The sequence below is a fragment of the Micromonospora sp. RP3T genome (assembly GCF_003027925.1).
In the GTDB taxonomy this organism is placed as follows: Bacteria; Actinomycetota; Actinomycetes; order Mycobacteriales; family Micromonosporaceae; genus Micromonospora.
Map to the genome: position 1 here is coordinate 221,478 of NZ_PYPS01000001.1, position 16,334 is coordinate 237,811.

17 protein-coding genes are annotated in these 16,334 nt (G+C 73.6%); 11 read left to right on the forward strand and 6 right to left on the reverse strand.

Annotated elements, in window-relative coordinates; genetic code table 11:
- The first annotated feature begins 46 nt into the window (after window positions 1-46).
- Window positions 47-646, forward strand: a complete 600-nt coding sequence (locus tag C8054_RS32480; protein WP_233219435.1) for a GNAT family N-acetyltransferase — start codon at window positions 47-49, stop codon at window positions 644-646.
- Here C8054_RS32480 and C8054_RS01050 read toward each other — a convergent pair.
- Window positions 618-1,268, reverse strand: a complete 651-nt coding sequence (locus C8054_RS01050) for a futalosine hydrolase (RefSeq protein WP_107154759.1) — start codon at window positions 1,266-1,268, stop codon at window positions 618-620. The genes C8054_RS32480 and C8054_RS01050 overlap by 29 nt on opposite strands.
- Window positions 1,265-2,878, reverse strand: coding sequence for an MFS transporter (locus tag C8054_RS01055; RefSeq protein ID WP_107154760.1), 1,614 nt, complete (start codon window positions 2,876-2,878; stop codon window positions 1,265-1,267). Before C8054_RS01055 ends, C8054_RS01050 begins: the two co-directional genes overlap by 4 nt.
- Before the next feature lie 65 nt (window positions 2,879-2,943).
- On the opposite strand from C8054_RS01055, the gene C8054_RS01060 reads away from it, so the two are divergent.
- On the forward strand, window positions 2,944-3,783 hold the full coding sequence (locus C8054_RS01060; protein ID WP_107154761.1) for a DUF3027 domain-containing protein: 840 nt from the start codon (window positions 2,944-2,946) through the stop codon (window positions 3,781-3,783).
- Window positions 3,784-3,787: 4 nt separating this feature from the next.
- On the opposite strand, the gene C8054_RS01065 is transcribed toward C8054_RS01060, so the two are convergent.
- Window positions 3,788-4,048 (reverse strand): DUF2530 domain-containing protein, encoded by a 261-nt coding sequence (locus C8054_RS01065; RefSeq protein ID WP_107154762.1) that lies wholly within the window; start codon window positions 4,046-4,048, stop codon window positions 3,788-3,790.
- Window positions 4,049-4,099: 51 nt separating this feature from the next.
- Here C8054_RS01065 and C8054_RS01070 point away from each other — a divergent pair, with 51 nt between their 5' ends.
- The 5 genes from C8054_RS01070 to thpR all read left to right on the forward strand — a co-directional run bounded on the left by C8054_RS01070 (window position 4,100) and on the right by thpR (window position 8,699).
- Window positions 4,100-5,623: an NCS2 family permease gene (locus tag C8054_RS01070; protein ID WP_199199448.1), complete on the forward strand. Its 1,524-nt coding sequence runs from the start codon at window positions 4,100-4,102 to the stop codon at window positions 5,621-5,623.
- 61 nt (window positions 5,624-5,684) lie between these two features.
- On the forward strand, window positions 5,685-6,134 hold the full coding sequence (locus C8054_RS01075) for a MarR family winged helix-turn-helix transcriptional regulator (RefSeq protein WP_199199450.1): 450 nt from the start codon (window positions 5,685-5,687) through the stop codon (window positions 6,132-6,134).
- Between the two features lie 69 nt (window positions 6,135-6,203).
- Window positions 6,204-7,490: an MFS transporter gene (locus C8054_RS01080; protein WP_107154764.1), complete on the forward strand. Its 1,287-nt coding sequence runs from the start codon at window positions 6,204-6,206 to the stop codon at window positions 7,488-7,490.
- A 125-nt stretch (window positions 7,491-7,615) separates the two neighbouring features.
- Window positions 7,616-8,125: a hypothetical protein gene (locus tag C8054_RS01085; protein ID WP_107154765.1), complete on the forward strand. Its 510-nt coding sequence runs from the start codon at window positions 7,616-7,618 to the stop codon at window positions 8,123-8,125.
- 4 nt (window positions 8,126-8,129) lie between these two features.
- Window positions 8,130-8,699 carry an RNA 2',3'-cyclic phosphodiesterase gene (gene thpR, locus C8054_RS01090; RefSeq protein ID WP_107154766.1) on the forward strand — a complete coding sequence of 190 codons (570 nt, stop codon included), beginning with the start codon at window positions 8,130-8,132 and terminating at the stop codon, window positions 8,697-8,699.
- Window positions 8,700-8,801: 102 nt separating this feature from the next.
- On the opposite strand, the gene sepH is transcribed toward thpR, so the two are convergent.
- From sepH to C8054_RS01105, 3 genes are all read right to left on the reverse strand, one after another.
- Window positions 8,802-9,893 (reverse strand): septation protein SepH, encoded by a 1,092-nt coding sequence (gene sepH / locus C8054_RS01095; protein ID WP_107154767.1) that lies wholly within the window; start codon window positions 9,891-9,893, stop codon window positions 8,802-8,804.
- 189 nt (window positions 9,894-10,082) lie between these two features.
- Complete coding sequence (gene serC, locus C8054_RS01100; protein WP_107154768.1) at window positions 10,083-11,210, reverse strand: phosphoserine transaminase; 1,128 nt, start codon at window positions 11,208-11,210, stop codon at window positions 10,083-10,085.
- A gap of 260 nt (window positions 11,211-11,470) precedes the next feature.
- Window positions 11,471-12,577 carry a citrate synthase 2 gene (locus C8054_RS01105; RefSeq protein ID WP_107154769.1) on the reverse strand — a complete coding sequence of 369 codons (1,107 nt, stop codon included), beginning with the start codon at window positions 12,575-12,577 and terminating at the stop codon, window positions 11,471-11,473.
- A gap of 273 nt (window positions 12,578-12,850) precedes the next feature.
- Here C8054_RS01105 and pdxH point away from each other — a divergent pair, with 273 nt between their 5' ends.
- From pdxH to C8054_RS01125, 4 genes are read left to right on the forward strand one after another with little or no spacing between them, the layout of a single operon-like run.
- The gene (gene pdxH, locus C8054_RS01110) at window positions 12,851-13,480 is read left to right on the forward strand and encodes a pyridoxamine 5'-phosphate oxidase (protein ID WP_199199469.1); all 630 of its coding nucleotides are present in this window, start codon (window positions 12,851-12,853) and stop codon (window positions 13,478-13,480) included.
- A complete protein-coding gene (locus C8054_RS01115) occupies window positions 13,477-14,769 on the forward strand; it encodes an MFS transporter (RefSeq protein WP_107154771.1) in 1,293 nt (430 codons plus the stop codon). Before pdxH ends, C8054_RS01115 begins: the two co-directional genes overlap by 4 nt.
- A 15-nt stretch (window positions 14,770-14,784) precedes the next feature.
- On the forward strand, window positions 14,785-15,711 hold the full coding sequence (locus C8054_RS01120) for an aldose 1-epimerase family protein (RefSeq protein ID WP_107154772.1): 927 nt from the start codon (window positions 14,785-14,787) through the stop codon (window positions 15,709-15,711).
- Window positions 15,712-15,713: 2 nt separating this feature from the next.
- Window positions 15,714-16,316, forward strand: coding sequence for a nitroreductase family protein (locus C8054_RS01125; RefSeq protein WP_107154937.1), 603 nt, complete (start codon window positions 15,714-15,716; stop codon window positions 16,314-16,316).
- The last annotated feature ends 18 nt before the right edge of the window (window positions 16,317-16,334 follow it).

Consider the following 16,334-nt stretch of genomic DNA (forward strand, 5'->3'; position numbering starts at 1 on the left):
GGTCACCATCGCGCCCCCGAGCGAGAGGCATCGGCCGCTGCCGACGGTGTCGGAACAGTTGCGGGACGCGGCCGGGCGGCACTGCCCGGCGCACCTGGACGCCCGAGAGGTCCGCGAGCCGAAGGACTGGCCGGGGGCCTGGTGGGCGCACTTCCCGGCCCTCTCCGGTTACGCGTCGGCCCTGCCGGCCGTGACCTACCGACTCGACCGCGCACACCGGGACCGCGACCGGGCCCGGGCCCGGGTACGCCGGGAGTGCCAGGTCCGGCGACACCTCGACCCGACGCTGCCGGCGACGTCCTGGCGATTCGTCGCCGAGCTGCCGGACGGCGAGTTGATCGGCGAGCTGCGCGCACACGAGCGCAGCGACGAACTGCTCCTCGGCTTCCCGTTGCCGGGCCGGTGCCACCTCGCGCTGGACGGGGTGCTCGTGGCACCGGCATACCGGCTTCTCGGAATCGGTCGGCGGCTGGTGGCTGCGTTGACCGCCGAAATGGCCCGTTGCGACATGCCCTCGGCACACGCCGTCGCCGACGAGGCGGGAGTGGGCCTGCTGCGCAGATGCGGCTTCCGGGTCGAGTCGGGAGGGGCCGCGGTGATGCGGTTCGAGCTGCCGGTCAGTGGAGAGCCGCGGCTGCGGTGGTGAGCGCGGCGAACGCCTCGCGCATGCGCCACGCGCCACGGTCGCGGGGGCCGATCGGGTTCGAGATGGTCCGCAGCTCGGCGAAGGGGACCCCGGCGTGGGCGGCGGCCACGGCGACGCCGTACCCCTCCATGGCCTCGGCCACGGCGTCCGGGTGCCGGTCGACGAGCGTGGCGGTGCTGGCGGCGGTGCCGGTCACGGTGCTGACCGTGAGCACGGTGCCGACGGTGGCCGCGGGCAGCGCGGCGCGCAGCGTGCCGAGCAGGGCCGGGTCGGCGGGCACGGTCCGGCCGCCGCCCAGCAGCTCGGGCGCCATGCCCAGCTCCTCGACCGGGATGAACCCGGCCGGCGACTCGGCGCCGAGGTCGGCGGCGACGCTGCGGTCGGCCAGCACGGTGCCGCCGACCGCGACCCGGCCGACGAAGCCGCCGGCGACACCGGCGCTGACCACCGCCCGGAACGGCCGGCCGGCCGCCTCGGCCAGCGCCAGCAGGCGCGCGGTGGCGGCGCCGGCGACGGCCGGGCCGACGCCGACCGGTCGTACCGTCACGGTCGGGTCGGTGAGGCCGGCGCGGACCGCCTCGGCCTCGGCGGGCACCGCCGTAACCACCAGCAGACCGGTCACGCCACCGGTCCCCGCGGATCGCGCCGGTTCTCGTCCTCCGCCGCCCCGATCCCGCCGACCGACGAGGAGGGGCGGTAGATGTGGAAGCCGGGCGGAGCGAGCGCGTCGTCGTCCAGCGGGGGCGGGTCGACCCGCTGCGGCGCCGGCGAGGTGGGCGCCGGGTCGTCGAACGAGGTGACCGGCGGTGCCGCCCCCTCGTCGCCGCCGGTCACCTCGTCGTCGCCGAGCGGACGACCGACCAGATGTTCGCCGCGCAGTCGGCCGGCGATCAGCACACCGCGTACGGCCACGAGCGCGGCCACGCCGGCGGCTACCGCCACTCCGATCAGGCCGGTGAACGGCACCAGCCCCAGCCCGCCGCCGGCCACGAACGCGAGCATCAGCGCGGTTTCCGAGTGCGCGAAGGAACTGGCCCGCAGCCGCTCCGGGATGCGTTCCTGGATCGAGGCGTCCACCGCCAACTTGGCGATCCCGCTCATCAGCGCCGCCACCAGGCAGAGCAGCGCCACCATGGGCAGCGAGAACTTGATCGCGGCGAGCAGTGCCACGCCGGCCACGATGATCGAGCCGCTGGACTGGATCGCGGTCGGCCGGTGGATGCGCAGCCGGGTGCCGAGCGCGGTGGCCAGGAACGTGCCCACCGCCAGCGCACCGCCGACCAGGCCCAACGCCGCCTGGGCGCCGAGTTCACGGCCGAAGAAGTCGGTGGTCAGGTCGCCGGCCTTGATGGCGAAGGCGAGGAAGAGCAGCAGGAACCCGTAGATCCCGCGTAGCGCCGCGGCCCCGATCAACGTGGCGATCACCAGGCGGCCGGCGGGGCGACCCCGCCCCAGCGGGCGCTCGCCGTCGCGGCGGCGCATCGCCCGCAGCGGATGCGGCATCCGCTCCGGCGGCTCCGAGTCGGCCTTGGGTGGCAGCCGGAGCGAGATGACCATGCCGATCAGGAAGATCACCGTGGCGACCCGGAGCGGCCACTGCGGTCCGAACCAGAACGCGGCCAACCCGATCGGGGCGACCAGCGCGCCGGCCACCGTGCCGTAGACGCTGGCTCGCGCGCCGACCTGGGACAACCCCAACCCGTCGGGGAGCAGCCGGGGCACCGCCGCGGAACGGGCCACCCCGTAGGCGCGGGAGAGGGCGAGGACTCCGAAAGCCGCCGGGTAGAGCCCCAGCCCGCCCATGTAGTCGGAGATCAGCCAGGCCAGGAACGCCCGGCCGAGCATGGTGGTGGCCAGCGCGTACCGCCGGCCGTGGCGGAAGTGGTCGAGCAGCGGGCCGACCACCGGTGCGAGCATGGCGAACGGGACCATGGTCACCAGCAGGTAGAGCGCGACCTTGTTGCGTGCTTCGCCCAGCGGCACGTCGAAGAAGATCGTCCCGGCCAGGCCGATGGCGATCAGCGTGTCGCCGGCGCAGGAGAGCGCGTGCAGGTCGAACAGGCGGACCATGCCCACCTCGTTGCCGGCGCTGCGGGCCCGGGCGGTGCCGGCCCGGCGGGTCATCCAGCGCCCGCCGTGCAGCGAGCCCCGCAGCAGCAGCCGGGTGGCGCGGATGCCGGTGCCCACGGTCCGCCCGAGAAAGGAGCGGCCGGAGCGGGAGGACAGCGCCATGTGTCCCATCCTGACCCATCTACTCCGTGCGTGCCGCATCACCCGGAGAGAACCCGCCGACGGGCATGGGGAACAATGGTGGAGTGACCAGGCCCGCCTCCGCCCGCGCCCCCCGGCTCGACCAGGTCTGCGCCGCCGCCGTCGAGGTGGCCCGCGACGCCATCACCGAGGTGGAGCCGACCGACGTCGGTGACCACCTCCAGGCTGTCGCCGAGGGCGACCGGGTCGTCACCCACTACTTCGACTGCCGGATGGCCGGTTACCGCGGCTGGCGCTGGGCCGTCACGGTGACCCGGGTGCCGCGCAGCAAGCACGTCACCATCTGCGAGACCGTGCTGCTGCCCGGCCCGGACGCGATGCTCGCCCCCGGCTGGCTGCCCTGGCAGGAGCGGCTCCAGCCCGGCGACCTGGGCCCCGGTGACCTGCTGGTCACCCCGGCCGACGACGAGCGGCTCGCCCCCGGCTACCTGCTCTCCGACGACCCGGCCGTGGAGGAGACCGCCTGGGAGTTGGGCCTCGGCCGGGCCCGGGTGCTGTCCCGGGAGGGGCGCGCGGACACCGCCCAGCGGTGGTACGACGGCGACCACGGGCCGGACGCCGCCATCTCGGCCGCCGCTCCGGCCGCCGCCCGCTGCGGCACCTGCGGCTTCTACCTGCCGCTGGCCGGCTCGCTGCGGCAGGCCTTCGGGGCGTGCGGCAACTTCTTCGCCCCGGACGACGGGCGGGTGGTGAGCGCCGACCACGGCTGCGGCGCGCACTCGGAGACGCTCGTCGACACCGCCGAGACGCCGGTCGCCGAGCTGCCCACCATCTACGACGACAGCGCGGTCGAGGCGGTGCCGGTCGGCCGGGCCAGCGGCGCCGTGGAGGCGGCCGAGCCGGCGGAGCCGTACGCGCACCCGTGACCGGTCAGCGCTGACGCTCGGCGGCCGCCCGGCGGCGACGCCGGTTGGCGTCGTGCCGCATCATGGTGGCCAAACCGGGAAAGCCCCACAGAAAACCGGCAAGGCAGGTCCAGAGCCAGTTCTGGTGGCCATGCGCGGTGAGCCAGCCCCGACAGAAGATCAGCAGCACCAGACCGGCCACCGCCCAGGCGATCAGCCCGGCGACGGCGAACGGCACCATCGGCGGGTCGAGCGGCTCCGGCCGCGGCTGTTGCTCCTGGGGCACCGGCCCAGCGTACGTGATCGTTCTTTCCTGTCCGCCGGGTGATCTGGCACGATGCGCGCGACAAAACCGGTTGATCGACAAGATGAGGACCCGATGGCCATTGCCCCGCCGGCGGACCACGGCACACCGCCCGATCCCGCGCACCCGCGCAACGCGTTCGACCGTTTCTTCGAGATCTCCGCCCGCCGGTCCACCACCGGCCGGGAGATCCGAGGTGGCTTCGCCACGTTCTTCACGATGGCGTACATCGTGGTGTTGAACCCGCTGATCCTCGGCGGCGCGGAGGACGCCGACGGGCGTACCCTCGCCATCCCGGCGCTGGCCGCGGCGACCGCGCTGGTCGCGGGCCTGATGACCATCCTGATGGGGGTGGTGGCCCGGTTCCCGATCGCGCTGGCCGCCGGGCTGGGCGTGAACGCGCTGGTGGCCTTCGAGATCGCGCCGCAGATGACCTGGGCGGACGCGATGGGTCTGGTGGTCATCGAGGGTGTGCTGATCGGCATCCTGGTGCTCACCGGGCTGCGTACCGCGGTGTTCCGTTCGGTGCCGACGCAGCTCAAGACCGCCATCGGCGTCGGTATCGGCCTGTTCCTGACCATCATCGGCCTGGTCGACGCCGGGTTCGTGCGGCGGGTCCCGGACGCCGCGAACAGCACCGTGCCGGTCGGGCTGGGCATCAACGGCAAGATCGTCAGTTGGCCGATGCTGGTGTTCGTGGTCGGCCTGCTGATCACCGTGGTGCTGGTGGTACGCCGGGTGCGCGGCGCGATCCTGATCGGCATCCTGGCCTCCACCGTGCTGGCCGTCGTGGTCGAGGCGGTCGGCAACATCGGCCCGTCCTTCGTCGACGGCAAGCCGAACCCGAAGGGCTGGGCGCTGAACGTGCCCGAGCTGCCGAAGCAGGTGGTGGACCTGCCGGACCTGTCGCTGCTGGGCAACTTCAACGTGCTGGACTCGTGGACCCGGGTCGGCTGGCTGGTCCCGCTGATGTTCGTCTTCACGCTGCTGATCACGGACTTCTTCGACACCATGGGCACGATGGTCGCGATCGGCCAGGAGGGGGACATGCTCGACGAGCAGGGCACCCCGCCGCGCGCCAAGGAGATCCTGCTCGTCGACTCGATCGCCGCCGCCGCGGGTGGCGCGGCCTCGGTGTCGAGCAACACGTCGTACATCGAGAGCGCCGCCGGTGTCGGTGAGGGCGCCCGGACCGGCGTGGCGAACCTGGTCACCGGCGGCCTGTTCCTGCTGGCCATGTTCCTCGCGCCGCTGTCGGCGATCGTGCCGTTCGAGGCCGCGTCGACCGCGCTGGTGGTGGTCGGCTTCCTGATGATGACGGCGGTCCGGACCATCGACTGGACCGACTACGAGATCGCGATCCCGGCGTTCCTCACCATCGTGCTGATGCCGTTCACGTATTCCATCTCGAACGGCATCGGGGCCGGCGTGATCAGCTACGTGCTGGTGAAGCTGGCGAAGGGCAAGGCCCGGGAGGTCCACCCCCTGCTGTACGGCGTGGCCGCGCTCTTCATCCTCTACTTCCTGCGCGGGCCGATCGAGTCCGTGCTGCTCTGACGCTGGTGAGCCTGGTCATAACGGACGTCGTTAGCCAGGCTCATTAGTTAAGCTAACGAGTGTGACGGAGCGGACGGTGACGGCGAAACGCGTGCCACCGGCGCAGCTGGCCCCCCAGCTGCGTGATGCGATCACCCGGCTCAACCGGCGGGTCCGACAGGCCCGACCGGTCGGCGACCTCACGGTCACCCAGCTGTCGGCGCTCACCAGCCTCAAGCTGGCGGGCGCCCTCACGCCACGGGAACTGGCCGACGTCGAACGGGTGCAGCCGCCGACGATGACGAAGATCGTCGCGAAGTTGGAGGAGCGTGGCCTCGTGCAGCGCACTCCCCATCCGACCGACGGACGGCAGGTCATCCTGGCGGCGACCGAGGGGGGACGGGCCGTGCTCGACCAGTTCGAGCGCGCCCGCAACGAGTGGCTGGCCAGCCGACTGGCCGCGCTCACCGAGGAGGACCGCGACACGCTGCGGCGGGCCGCCGACATCCTCCAGGGCATCGCCCGCGGCTGACCCCGCGTCGCGCGGTCCGCTTCGTCAGTTGTCGATGAGGCGTACCTGACGCGAGGAGGCGCACCTAGAGTGCAGGCCAAGCTGAGCACGATGTTCCAGTCCCTAGGAGTCCGCAACTACCGACTCTTCGCCACCGGGCAGCTGATCAAACTGATCGGCGTCTGGATGATGTTCATCGCCCAGGACTGGCTCGTCCTCGAGCTGAGCGACAACTCCGCCACCGCGCTCGGCGTGGTCACCGCGTTGCAGTTCACCCCCGTACTCCTGCTCACGCTGCTCTCCGGCCGCCTCGCCGACCGGTACGACAAGCGGATGCTGCTCTTCGTCGCCAACGCGTTCTGGACCGTGCTGGCGCTGGGAATGAGCATGCTGGTCGTCACCGGCGTGGTGCGGCTCTGGCACGTGTTCGCGTTCGCCGCGCTGCTCGGTGTCGCCAACGCGGTCGAGACCCCGGTGCGGCAGGCGTTCGTCTCCGAGCTGGTCGGCGTGACGCTGCTGCCGAACGCGCTCTCGCTCAACGCGGCCGTGTTCAACTCCGCGCGGATCGTCGGCCCCGCCGTCGCCGGCCTGGCCATCGCCGCGTTCGACGTCGGCCCGGTCTTCCTGGTCACCGCGCTCAGCTCCATCGCGCCGCTGGTCAACGTGGTCAAGATGCGCCCCGCCGAACTGCACCGCAAGGACCTGCCGCCGGCCGGTGAACGCGACCAGGCCCGGGTGGTGGACGGCCTGCGGTACGTGGCGCGCCGCCCCGACCTGCTGCTGCCGATGGTCGTCATGTCGGTGATCGGGATGAGCCTGTTCAACTTCCAGCTCACCCTCGCCGCGCTGGCCAAGACCGTGTTCCAGACCGGGGCCGCGTCGTTCGGCCTGTTCAGCACCGTGCTGGCGGTCGGCGCGCTGGTCGGCGCGCTCGCCGGCACCGGCCGGCGCAGCCGCCCCTCGGTCTGGCTGGTGCTGGGCGCCGCCATCGGCTGCGCCAGCTTCGGCACACTGGTCGGGCTCGCCCCGGCGTACTGGATGGTGGTGGCGCTGCTGCCGCCCACCGGGTTCTTCATGATCTTCTTCGCCCAAGCCGCCAACCAGCGGGTGCAACTCGGCGTCGACGCCTCCTTCCGGGGCCGGGTGATGGCGCTGTGGGTGCTGGTGTTCCTGGGCACCAACCCGGTCGGCGCTCCGATCATCGGGTGGACGGCCGAGACGTTCGGCGCCGGCGCGAGCATCTGGATCGGCGGTCTCATCTCGCTGGCCACCGCGCTGCTGGCGCTCACCTGGCAACTGCGTCGCTCCGGCGCGCGCCTGCGGCTGCGGGTGCTCCCGATGCCCCGCTTCTACGTGGTGTCCCCCCGGGCCGAGTGAAAGGAGGGGCCCCCTCTTAACGCATTCTGCATAAAAGGGGGCCCCGCTTAACACCGCACAAATGCGTACCGCCCGGTTTCGGCAATCGGGTGGCGGGTGCGTCCGACAGGGCTTAGCGTCGATGTGTGGGATTGGGGCAGGGGCTGCTGCTGGCGCTGGCGATCCTCGCTGTCTGCTGCCTCCCTGCCGTGTTCGCGCTGATCTTCTGCGCCGACGAGATCATCGACCGGTTCGCGTGCGGGTGGGCCGAGTGGCGCGAGCAGCGCCGTGAGCGCCGCACCATCGCCCGGCTCGACCGCGCCATCGAGGCCGAGGCGCTGACCCGCGACATCGACCTGACCGAGTTCGAGCGGGCGGGCCGCCGCTCGCTGGAGCAGCTCGCCGCCGATCTGCGCCGGCTCGGCGGCCACCGGCTCGCCGCCGCCGACCGCTCCGTGGTGTGGCACGGCGCGGTCATCGAGGCGTACGACGAGCGGCTGCGCGCCGCCTGCCACGCCCTCGGCATCGCCGAGCACCTGGCCGAGCTGAACGGTGTCGACCGGGAGATCGAACGGGTCCGAGTGGAGGGCCTCCTGCACGCCGCCGGGCTGACGCTGCCGGCCGCCCGCGCGGCGCACCACCAGCGGCACCGCTGACCGGGTGCGGCTCTTCGCGGCGGTCTACCCGCCCCCGGCGGCGGTCACCGACCTCGCCGCCCGGGTCGTCGGGCTGCGCGTCGGTGTCGCCTCCGCCGCTGGCGTGCGCGTCCGGCTCGCCGACCCCGCCCACCTCCACCTCACGCTCGCCTTCCTCGGTGAGGTGCCGGACGACCGGCTGGTCGAGGTGACGAGCGCACTTGGTCTGGCCGCGGAGTCCTTCCGGGACGATCGGGGCAGCGCACCGCGGCTGCGCCTCGGCGGTGGGGGCAGTTTCGGCCAGGGCCGCTCCACCGTGCTCTGGGTGGACGTGCGTGGCGAGACCGACGCGCTGGACGCGCTGGCCCGCCTGGTCCGTCACGCGTTGCGACGGGCCGGACTGCCGCACGACGACAAGCCGTTCCGACCTCACCTGACCATCGCCCGCCCCGGCGACCGCGTCGACGTGCGCGCCGACCGGGAGACGCTGCACGGGTACGCCGGCCCGGAATGGCCCGCCGAGGAGCTGGTCCTGGTCCGCAGCCACCCGGGTGCCCGCACCCACCACGCCCGCCTCGCCGCCTGGCCCCTGTGACCGCCGGGCATGGCAAGGTCCGACCTGTCAACGGTCGATCAGGAAGGCTAGCGGGGCCGGTGACCGTCGGGCACGTCGAGTGCCCGACCTGTCACCGGTTGCTCAGGAGGACTCGCGGGCCGCCGGGCCGCTGCCGAAGAGGACGTCGTCCCAGCTCGGCAGCCGCTTGCGTGGCTTGCCGCCGGCCTCACCGGACTCGGCGCCGGAGCCGCCGGACGCCGGCGGGTTGCCGGTGCGCCGAGGCCGCAGCACGGCCAACGACGGCACGGCGGGGATCTCCTTCGGCGCGTCCGAGTCGTCGTCGAACGCCGAACCCTGCCCGCCGCCGCCGAGCAGCGCCGCGGCACCCCCGGCGACAGCCCGCTGGCGGGGTGCCTCCGAACCGGCCAGCGCGGCCGGGGAACGGGTGTCGAGACCGCGCCCGGACGTGCCGCCGAGCGGCCGGTCCAGCGAGGCGAGCAGCGCGTCCCGGCCGGCACGGATCGGGTCGCGCCCCGGACGGGCCTGCTCGACCCCGGACGGTAGGCCGTGCCCGCCGCGGCTCGGCTCGCCGCGCGACGGGCCGGGCAGTGCGTGGCCGCCCCGCTCGGGTGCCGGCTCCTGGCCGAGGATCGGCGTGGGCCGCTCGGCGCAGAGGTATTGCGCCATGTCGTCGTGCGCGATGACGTTCTGCCGGGACTTGTCGAGATCCCACACCGCCTGGGCGGTGGCCTTGCCGGACGGCCAGGTGGCGATGATCCGCCAGGTGCCGTCGTCGCGGCGGTAGGCGTCCCAGGAGATCTTCTCGGTGTCGATGCCGTGCTGGGCCAGCCGGCCGTTGACCACCTCGGCCAGCGGGGTCGGCTTCTCGGCGCCCTTGAGCCGGGTGCGGCGGGCGTGCTGGGCGAGCATGGCCCGCTCCTGGAGCACCGGGCCGGCGTAGCGCAGCACGCGGTCGACCGGCACGCCGGCGATGCGGGCGACGTCCTCAGCGGACTCGCCGGAACGGATCCGGGCCTGGATGTCGCGCGGGGACAGCGACGGCGTGGGATCGGTGGAGGCCGGCACCACCGCGAGCGGGGTCGCGCCCGGCTCGGCGTGCAGCACCGAGGCCACGCGCTCGTCGATGGGGAGTGCGAGCAGGCGGCCCACCTCGTCGGTGAGCACCAGGGCCTGGCCGTCCTCGGAGAGGGCGACGAAGCGTACTGGGCGCATGGGCTTGCCTCCGTCCCGCTTCGCTGGCCGTCACGCCACGAGCCGGCCACCCGGGGCGTCTCCACCACCGTACGCTCATCTACCCGACGATGGGGACTGCGACACCCCGGCATGTCGCGACTGAGCTGCGGCGATGATCACGGTGGGTGGCCGCCGGAGCCCCGACGACCACCCAGCGTCACGGCGTGATCAGAGTCGCTCGACCACGTAGTCGATGGACGCGGTGAGCGCCTCGACGTCGGCCGGCTCGACGGCCGGGAAGAGCGCGACCCGGAGCTGGTTGCGGCCGAGCTTGCGGTAGGGCTCGGTGTCCACGATGCCGTTGGCACGCAGCGCCTTGGCGATCGCGGTGGCGTCCACCCCGTCGGCGAAGTCGACGGTGGCGACCACGTTGGAGCGCAGCGCCGGGTCGGTCACGAACGGGGTGGCGAACGAGGAGCGCTCGGCCCAGCCGTACACGATGCCGGCGCTCTCGGCGGTGCGCTTGGCCGCCCAGGCCAGCCCGCCCTGGGAGTTCATCCAGTCGGTCTGCTCGGCGGCCAGGAAGATGGTGGCCAGCGCCGGGGTGTTGTAGGTCTGCTCCAGCCGCGAGTTGTCGATCGCGGTGACCAGGTCCAGGAAGGCCGGGATGTAGCGGCCCGAGGACTTGATCTCGGTGGCCCGGGCGAGCGCGGCCGGCGACATCAGCGCCAGCCAGAGGCCGCCGTCGGAGCCGAAGCACTTCTGCGGGGCGAAGTAGTAGACGTCGGTCTCGGCGACGTCGACGTCCAGCCCGCCGGCGCCGGACGTGGCGTCGACAAGCAGCAGGGAGCCCTCGTCGGCGCCCGGCACCCGGCTGATCGGCACCGCCACACCGGTGGAGGTCTCGTTGTGCGGGGTGGCGTAGACGTCCACGCCCGCCTCGGCGATCAGGGACGGCGCGCTGCCCGCCTCGGACTTGCGGACGGTCGGCTCGCCCAGGAACGGCGCGTCCTTGACCGACTTGGCGAACTTCGCGCCGAACTCGCCGAAGCTGGCGAACTGGGCCCGGTCGCGGACCAGGCCGAACGTGGCGACCTCCCAGAACGCGGTGGTGCCGCCGTTGCCGATGATCACCTCGTAGCCCTCGGGGAGGGAGAAGAACTCGGCGATGCCCCGGCGCAGCCGGGCGACCTCGTCGCGGACCGTCTTCTGCCGGTGCGACGTGCCCAGGTAGCTGGTGGCGACGTCGGCGAGCGCGGAGACCGCCGCCGGACGGACCTTGGACGGGCCGCAGCCGAAACGGCCGTCGGCGGGCTTGAGGTCGTCGGGAATCCGGATGGTCGGTGCGTCAGCCACGGTTTTCTCGATCCTTCCGCATGGGGCGAGGGCGGGCCCTTCCTGCGGGCGCGGACCGACGACCGGCTCGTGCGCCGGGCGCACGGGGCGGCCGGGATCCGAACCCGGCCGGCAGCGCTGCCGGCCTTCATCCTCGCACCCGCCCCGCCGGCACCACCCGCTGGTCCCACCGCGAGTGCTGAGGCGTACGCCACAGGGCGGGCGTTAAGAAGGGGCCCCGCCTATGCAGAATGCGTTAAGCGGGGGCCCCTCCTTACCGCTCAGACGCCGTGCGGGATCGCGTCCCAGCCCTCGACCTGCTGCGGCTTGCGGGTGCCCGGGCCGACGTAGGTGGCGGACGGGCGGACCAGCCGGTTCAGCTTCTTCTGCTCCAGGATGTGCGCGGACCAACCGCCCATCCGGGCGCAGGTGAACATCGAGGTGAACATGTGGGCCGGCACCTCGGCGAAGTCCAGCACCACGGCCGACCAGAACTCGACGTTGGTGGCGAGGACGCGGTCCGGGCGGCGGGCCTGCAACTCGGCCAGGGCGGCCTTCTCCAGCGCCTCGGCCACCTCGAAGCGGGGCGCGCCCAGCTCCTTGGCGGTCCGCCGGAGCACGCGGGCGCGCGGGTCCTCGGCCCGGTAGACCCGGTGCCCGAAGCCCATCAGCCGCTCGCCGCGGTCGAGCACGCCCTTGACGTACCCCTCGGCGTCGCCGCTGCGCTCGACCGCCTCCAGCATGCTGAGCACCCGGGACGGGGCGCCGCCGTGCAGCGGGCCGGAGAGCGCGCCGATGCCGGAGGAGATGCAGGCCGCGGCGTCCGCGCCGGTGGAGGCCACGATCCGGGCGGTGAAGGTGGAGGCGTTCAGGCCGTGCTCGGCGGCCGAGATGAAGTACGCGTCGACGGCCTTGACGTGCCGGGGGTCGGGTTCGCCGCGCCACCGCTTCATGAAGCGCTCGACGATCGTCTCCGCCTTGTCGATCTCCTTCTGCGGCACCGCCGGCAGGCCCAGCCCGCGCGCCGACTGGGCGACGAAGGAGAGCGCGGTGACCGACACCCGGGCGAGGTCCTCGCGGGCCTGGGCGTCGGAGATGTCGAGAAGCTGACTGAGCCCCCAGTACGGGGCCAGCATGGCGACCGCGGACTGCACGTCGACGCGGATGTCGCCGGAGTGCACCGGCACCGGGAACGGCTCGGCCGGCGGCAGGCCGGGGCCGAACCGGCCGTCCACCAGCAGCGCCCAGACGTTGCCGAAGGAGACCTGGCCGATCAGATCCTCGATGTCCACGCCCCGGTAGCGCAGCGATCCACCCGCGCGGTCGGGTTCGGCGATCTGGGTCTCGAAGGCTACGACGCCCTCCAGGCCCGGCTTGAAATCGGACATGTCGTCTCCTGGCTTCCGGCTCGGTGCGCCCGGGCGGGCTGATCCAGCCCCGTAGCTCAGGCGACCCTCAGGGATGTGGTTCGAAACATCTTGCCCGGTGGGTAACCGGCTGCGCGACCCGCAGCGACTGTGCGCCACGCGACATCCCCGCCGGTGGACGCGCATGCGGACAGGAGAAGACTAGGCGTCGGGGCCTGGCCAGCGTCGGGGGACGCCGGTACGCCCGGGAGAAGGACGGCCAAAGTGACAGGCGACACACCCGCTCCGGCCGGCATGCGTAACGAGTACGCCGCCGACCTGGGCCTGACCGAACCGGACCTGGCGTCGGACTGGCACACCCAGTTCGCCCGCTGGTTCGCCGACGCGGTGGCGCACCCGCTGCCCGAGCCGAACGCGATGGTGCTCGGCACCGCCGACGACCAGGGCCGGCCCAGCGGACGCACGGTGCTGCTCAAGGGCTTCGACGCGGAGGGCTTCGTCTTCTACACCAACCACCGCTCGCGCAAGGGCGCCGAGGTGACCGCCAACCCGTGGGCCAGCCTGGTCTTTCCGTGGTTCCCGATGCAGCGGCAGGTGACCGTCACCGGCCGGGTGGCGCACGTGGACCGGGCGGAGACCGAGGCGTACTTCGCCAGTCGGCCGCGCGGTTCGCAGCTCGGCGCGTGGGCCAGCACCCAGTCGGCGGTGGTGCCGGACCGGGCCGCGCTGGACGCGGCGTACCGGGTGGCGGCGGAGCGGTTCGCCGGCGTCGGGTCGATCCCCGCCCCGCCGCACTGGGGCGGGTTCCGGGTCCGCCCGGAGACGGTGGAGTTCTGGCAGGGCCGGGCCGGCCGGCTGCACGACCGGCTGCGGTTCCGGCGTACCGCCGACGGGGTGTGGGTCGTCGAGCGGCTCGCACCGTGACGGAGGTCACCAAGGCCCGGTCGCGCGGCCCCCGCCGCTGGGCGATCGACCTGCGCCCGCTGCGCGTGCCCGCCTACCGGCGGGTGTGGCTCGGCAACGCGGTGGCGATGTTCGGCTTCCAGTTCACCGCCGTGGCGGTGCCGGTGGAGATGTTCGACCTGACCGGCGGCTCGTTCTGGGTCGGGCTGCTCGGCGTCGCCGGGTTCGTGCCGCTGCTGGTCTTCGGGCTCTGGGGCGGCGCGGTCGCCGACGCCCGGGACCGGCGGCGGGTGCTGCTCGCGGGCGGCGCGCTGCTCTGGGCGGCGACGCTCGGGCTGCTGGTGCAGTCACTGGTCGGCGCGCGCAGCCCGGTGCTGCTCCTGCTGCTGGTGGGCGTGCAGTCGGTGGCGTTCGCGATCACCTCACCGGCCCGCAGCGCGATCCTGCCCCGGCTGGTGCCGGCCGACCTGGTCCCGGCCGCGACCACGCTCAACTACACCACGTTCACCGCCGCCGCGGTCGCCGGGCCGCTGGCCGCCGGGCTGATCTTCGCCGCCTGGCGGGTCGACGCGGCGCTGCCCATCGCGTACGGGTTGGACGCGCTGCTGTTCACCGTGTCGCTCTGGGCCACCCTGCGGCTGCCGGCGATGCCGCCGGAGCCGGAGCCGGGCGGCGGCGTCCGCCGGGCCGGGCTGCGCAGCGTCGTCGACGGCTTCCGCTACCTGGCCACCACGCCGGTGCTGCTGCTCTCCTTCGCCATCGACCTGATCGCGATGATCCTGGCCATGCCGCGGGCGCTCTTCCCGGAGCTGGCGCAGGAGCGCTTCGGCGGTGGCGCGGCGGTCGGCTGGCTCTACAGCGCCATCGCCATCGGCGCGATGCTCGGCGGCCTCACCTCCGGCTGGATCGGCCGGGTGCGCCGGCAGGGGCTGGCGCTCACCGTGGCGGTGGTCGGCTGGGGCGTGGCCATCGCGCTGGCCGGGCTGGCCGGCCGGCTCTGGCTGGCGGTGCTGCTGCTCGCCGTGGCCGGCGCCGCCGACCTGGTCAGCGCCACCCTGCGGCAGTCGATGCTGCTGGTGTACGCGCCGGACCGGATGCGCGGCCGGCTCCAGGGCGTGAACACGGTGGTGGTGGCCGGCGGCCCGCGCCTGGGCGACCTGCGGGCCGGCGTGACCGCCGCCGGGTTCGGCACCGGCGTCGCCATGGTCGGTGGTGGCATCGCCGCCGCCGTGCTGGCGGTGCTGCTGGTGACGGCGTTCCCCGCGTTGCTGCGCTATCGCGCCACCGCTCCCACCGAGAACCGTCGGTGACGGTAGGGTCGCCGAATGGGGATCGACGAGCGGGCACCGTCCGGAACACAGTGGACCATCTCCGCCGACGGCCACGAGGCCGTCGTGGTGGAGGTCGGTGGCGGGCTGCGGGCCTATCGGCACGACGGGGTGGACTACCTCGACGGGTACGCCGAGGACGAGCTCAGCCCCGGCTCGGCCGGGCACGTGCTGGCGCCCTGGCCGAACCGGATCCGGGACGGCGCGTACACGTTCGGGGACCGCTCGCTCCAGCTCGACCTGACCGAGCCGGAGCGCCACAACGCGCTGCACGGCCTGGTCAACTGGGTCCGGTGGGAGCTGGTCGAGCAGTCGCCGGCGAGCGTCACGCTCGGCTACGACCTGCCGCCCACCCCGGGCTACCCGTGGGCGCTGCGGCTGCGTAGCCGGTGGAGCGTCGGCCCGGACGGCCTGCGCGCCGAGCACGAGGTGACGAACCTCTCCGCCGAGCCGGCGCCGTTCGGCTTCTCCGTGCACCCCTACTTCCAGCTCCCCAAGGTGGGCGTGGACGAGCTGGTGCTGCGGGTGCCGGGGCGGAACCGGGTGCTGGTGGACGGCCGGCTGTTGCCGGTGGGCGCCAGCCCGGTGGCCGGCACCGAGTACGACTTCACCACGCCCCGGCCGATCGGCGACCTGGTGCTCGACCTGGCCTTCGGGGACGTGGAGCGGGACGCCGACGGCGGCTCGGCGGTGACGCTCGGCGCGCCGGACGGCTCGTCCGGGCTGGCGGTCTGGGCGGACCGCGAGTTCGGCTGGTGGCAGGTGTTCACCGGGGACACGCTCGGCGGTGAGCGGCACCGCCGCTCGGTGGCGGTGGAGCCGATGACGTGCCCGCCGGACGCGTTCCGGTCCGGCCGGGACGTGATCACGCTGGACGCCGGGCAGACGTGGCGCGGCGCCTGGGGCGTCCGGCCGGGGCGCTGAGCGTGGAGTTCGCCGAGGTCGTCCGGCGTCGCCGGATGGTCCGCAACTACGACCCCGACCGGCCGGTGCCGCCCGAGGTGGTGGACCGGCTGCTGGCGCACGCGGTCCGGGCCCCGTCGGCCGGGTTCGCGCAGGGCTGGGGCTTCCTGGTGCTGGAGGAGCCGGCGGACCGGGCCCGGTTCTGGGCGGCCACCACGCCGGACCGCGGCGGTCGGGAACGCTGGCTGGCCGGGATGCGCCGGGCCCCGCTGATCGTGGTGCCGCACGCCAACCGGGACGCCTACCTGGACCGGTACGCCGAGCCGGACAAGGGCTGGACGGACCGCGCCGAGGACCGCTGGCCGGTGCCCTACTGGTACGTGGACGCCGGTTTCGCGGCGTTGCTGATGCTGCTCACCGCCGTGGACGAAGGGCTGGGCGCCTGCTTCTTCGGCATCCCGCCGCAAGGCGTCGGGGCGTACCGGGAGGCGTTCGGGGTGCCCCCGGAGCTGCATCCGATCGGCGCTGTCACTGTTGGCTACCGAGCCGTCGACCATCGGTCACCGTCGCTGCGCCGGGGGCGGCGCCCGGTGGATGATGTGGTCCGACGGGGGCGGTGGAGCTGAGCGGTTAGGCTGGCAGCC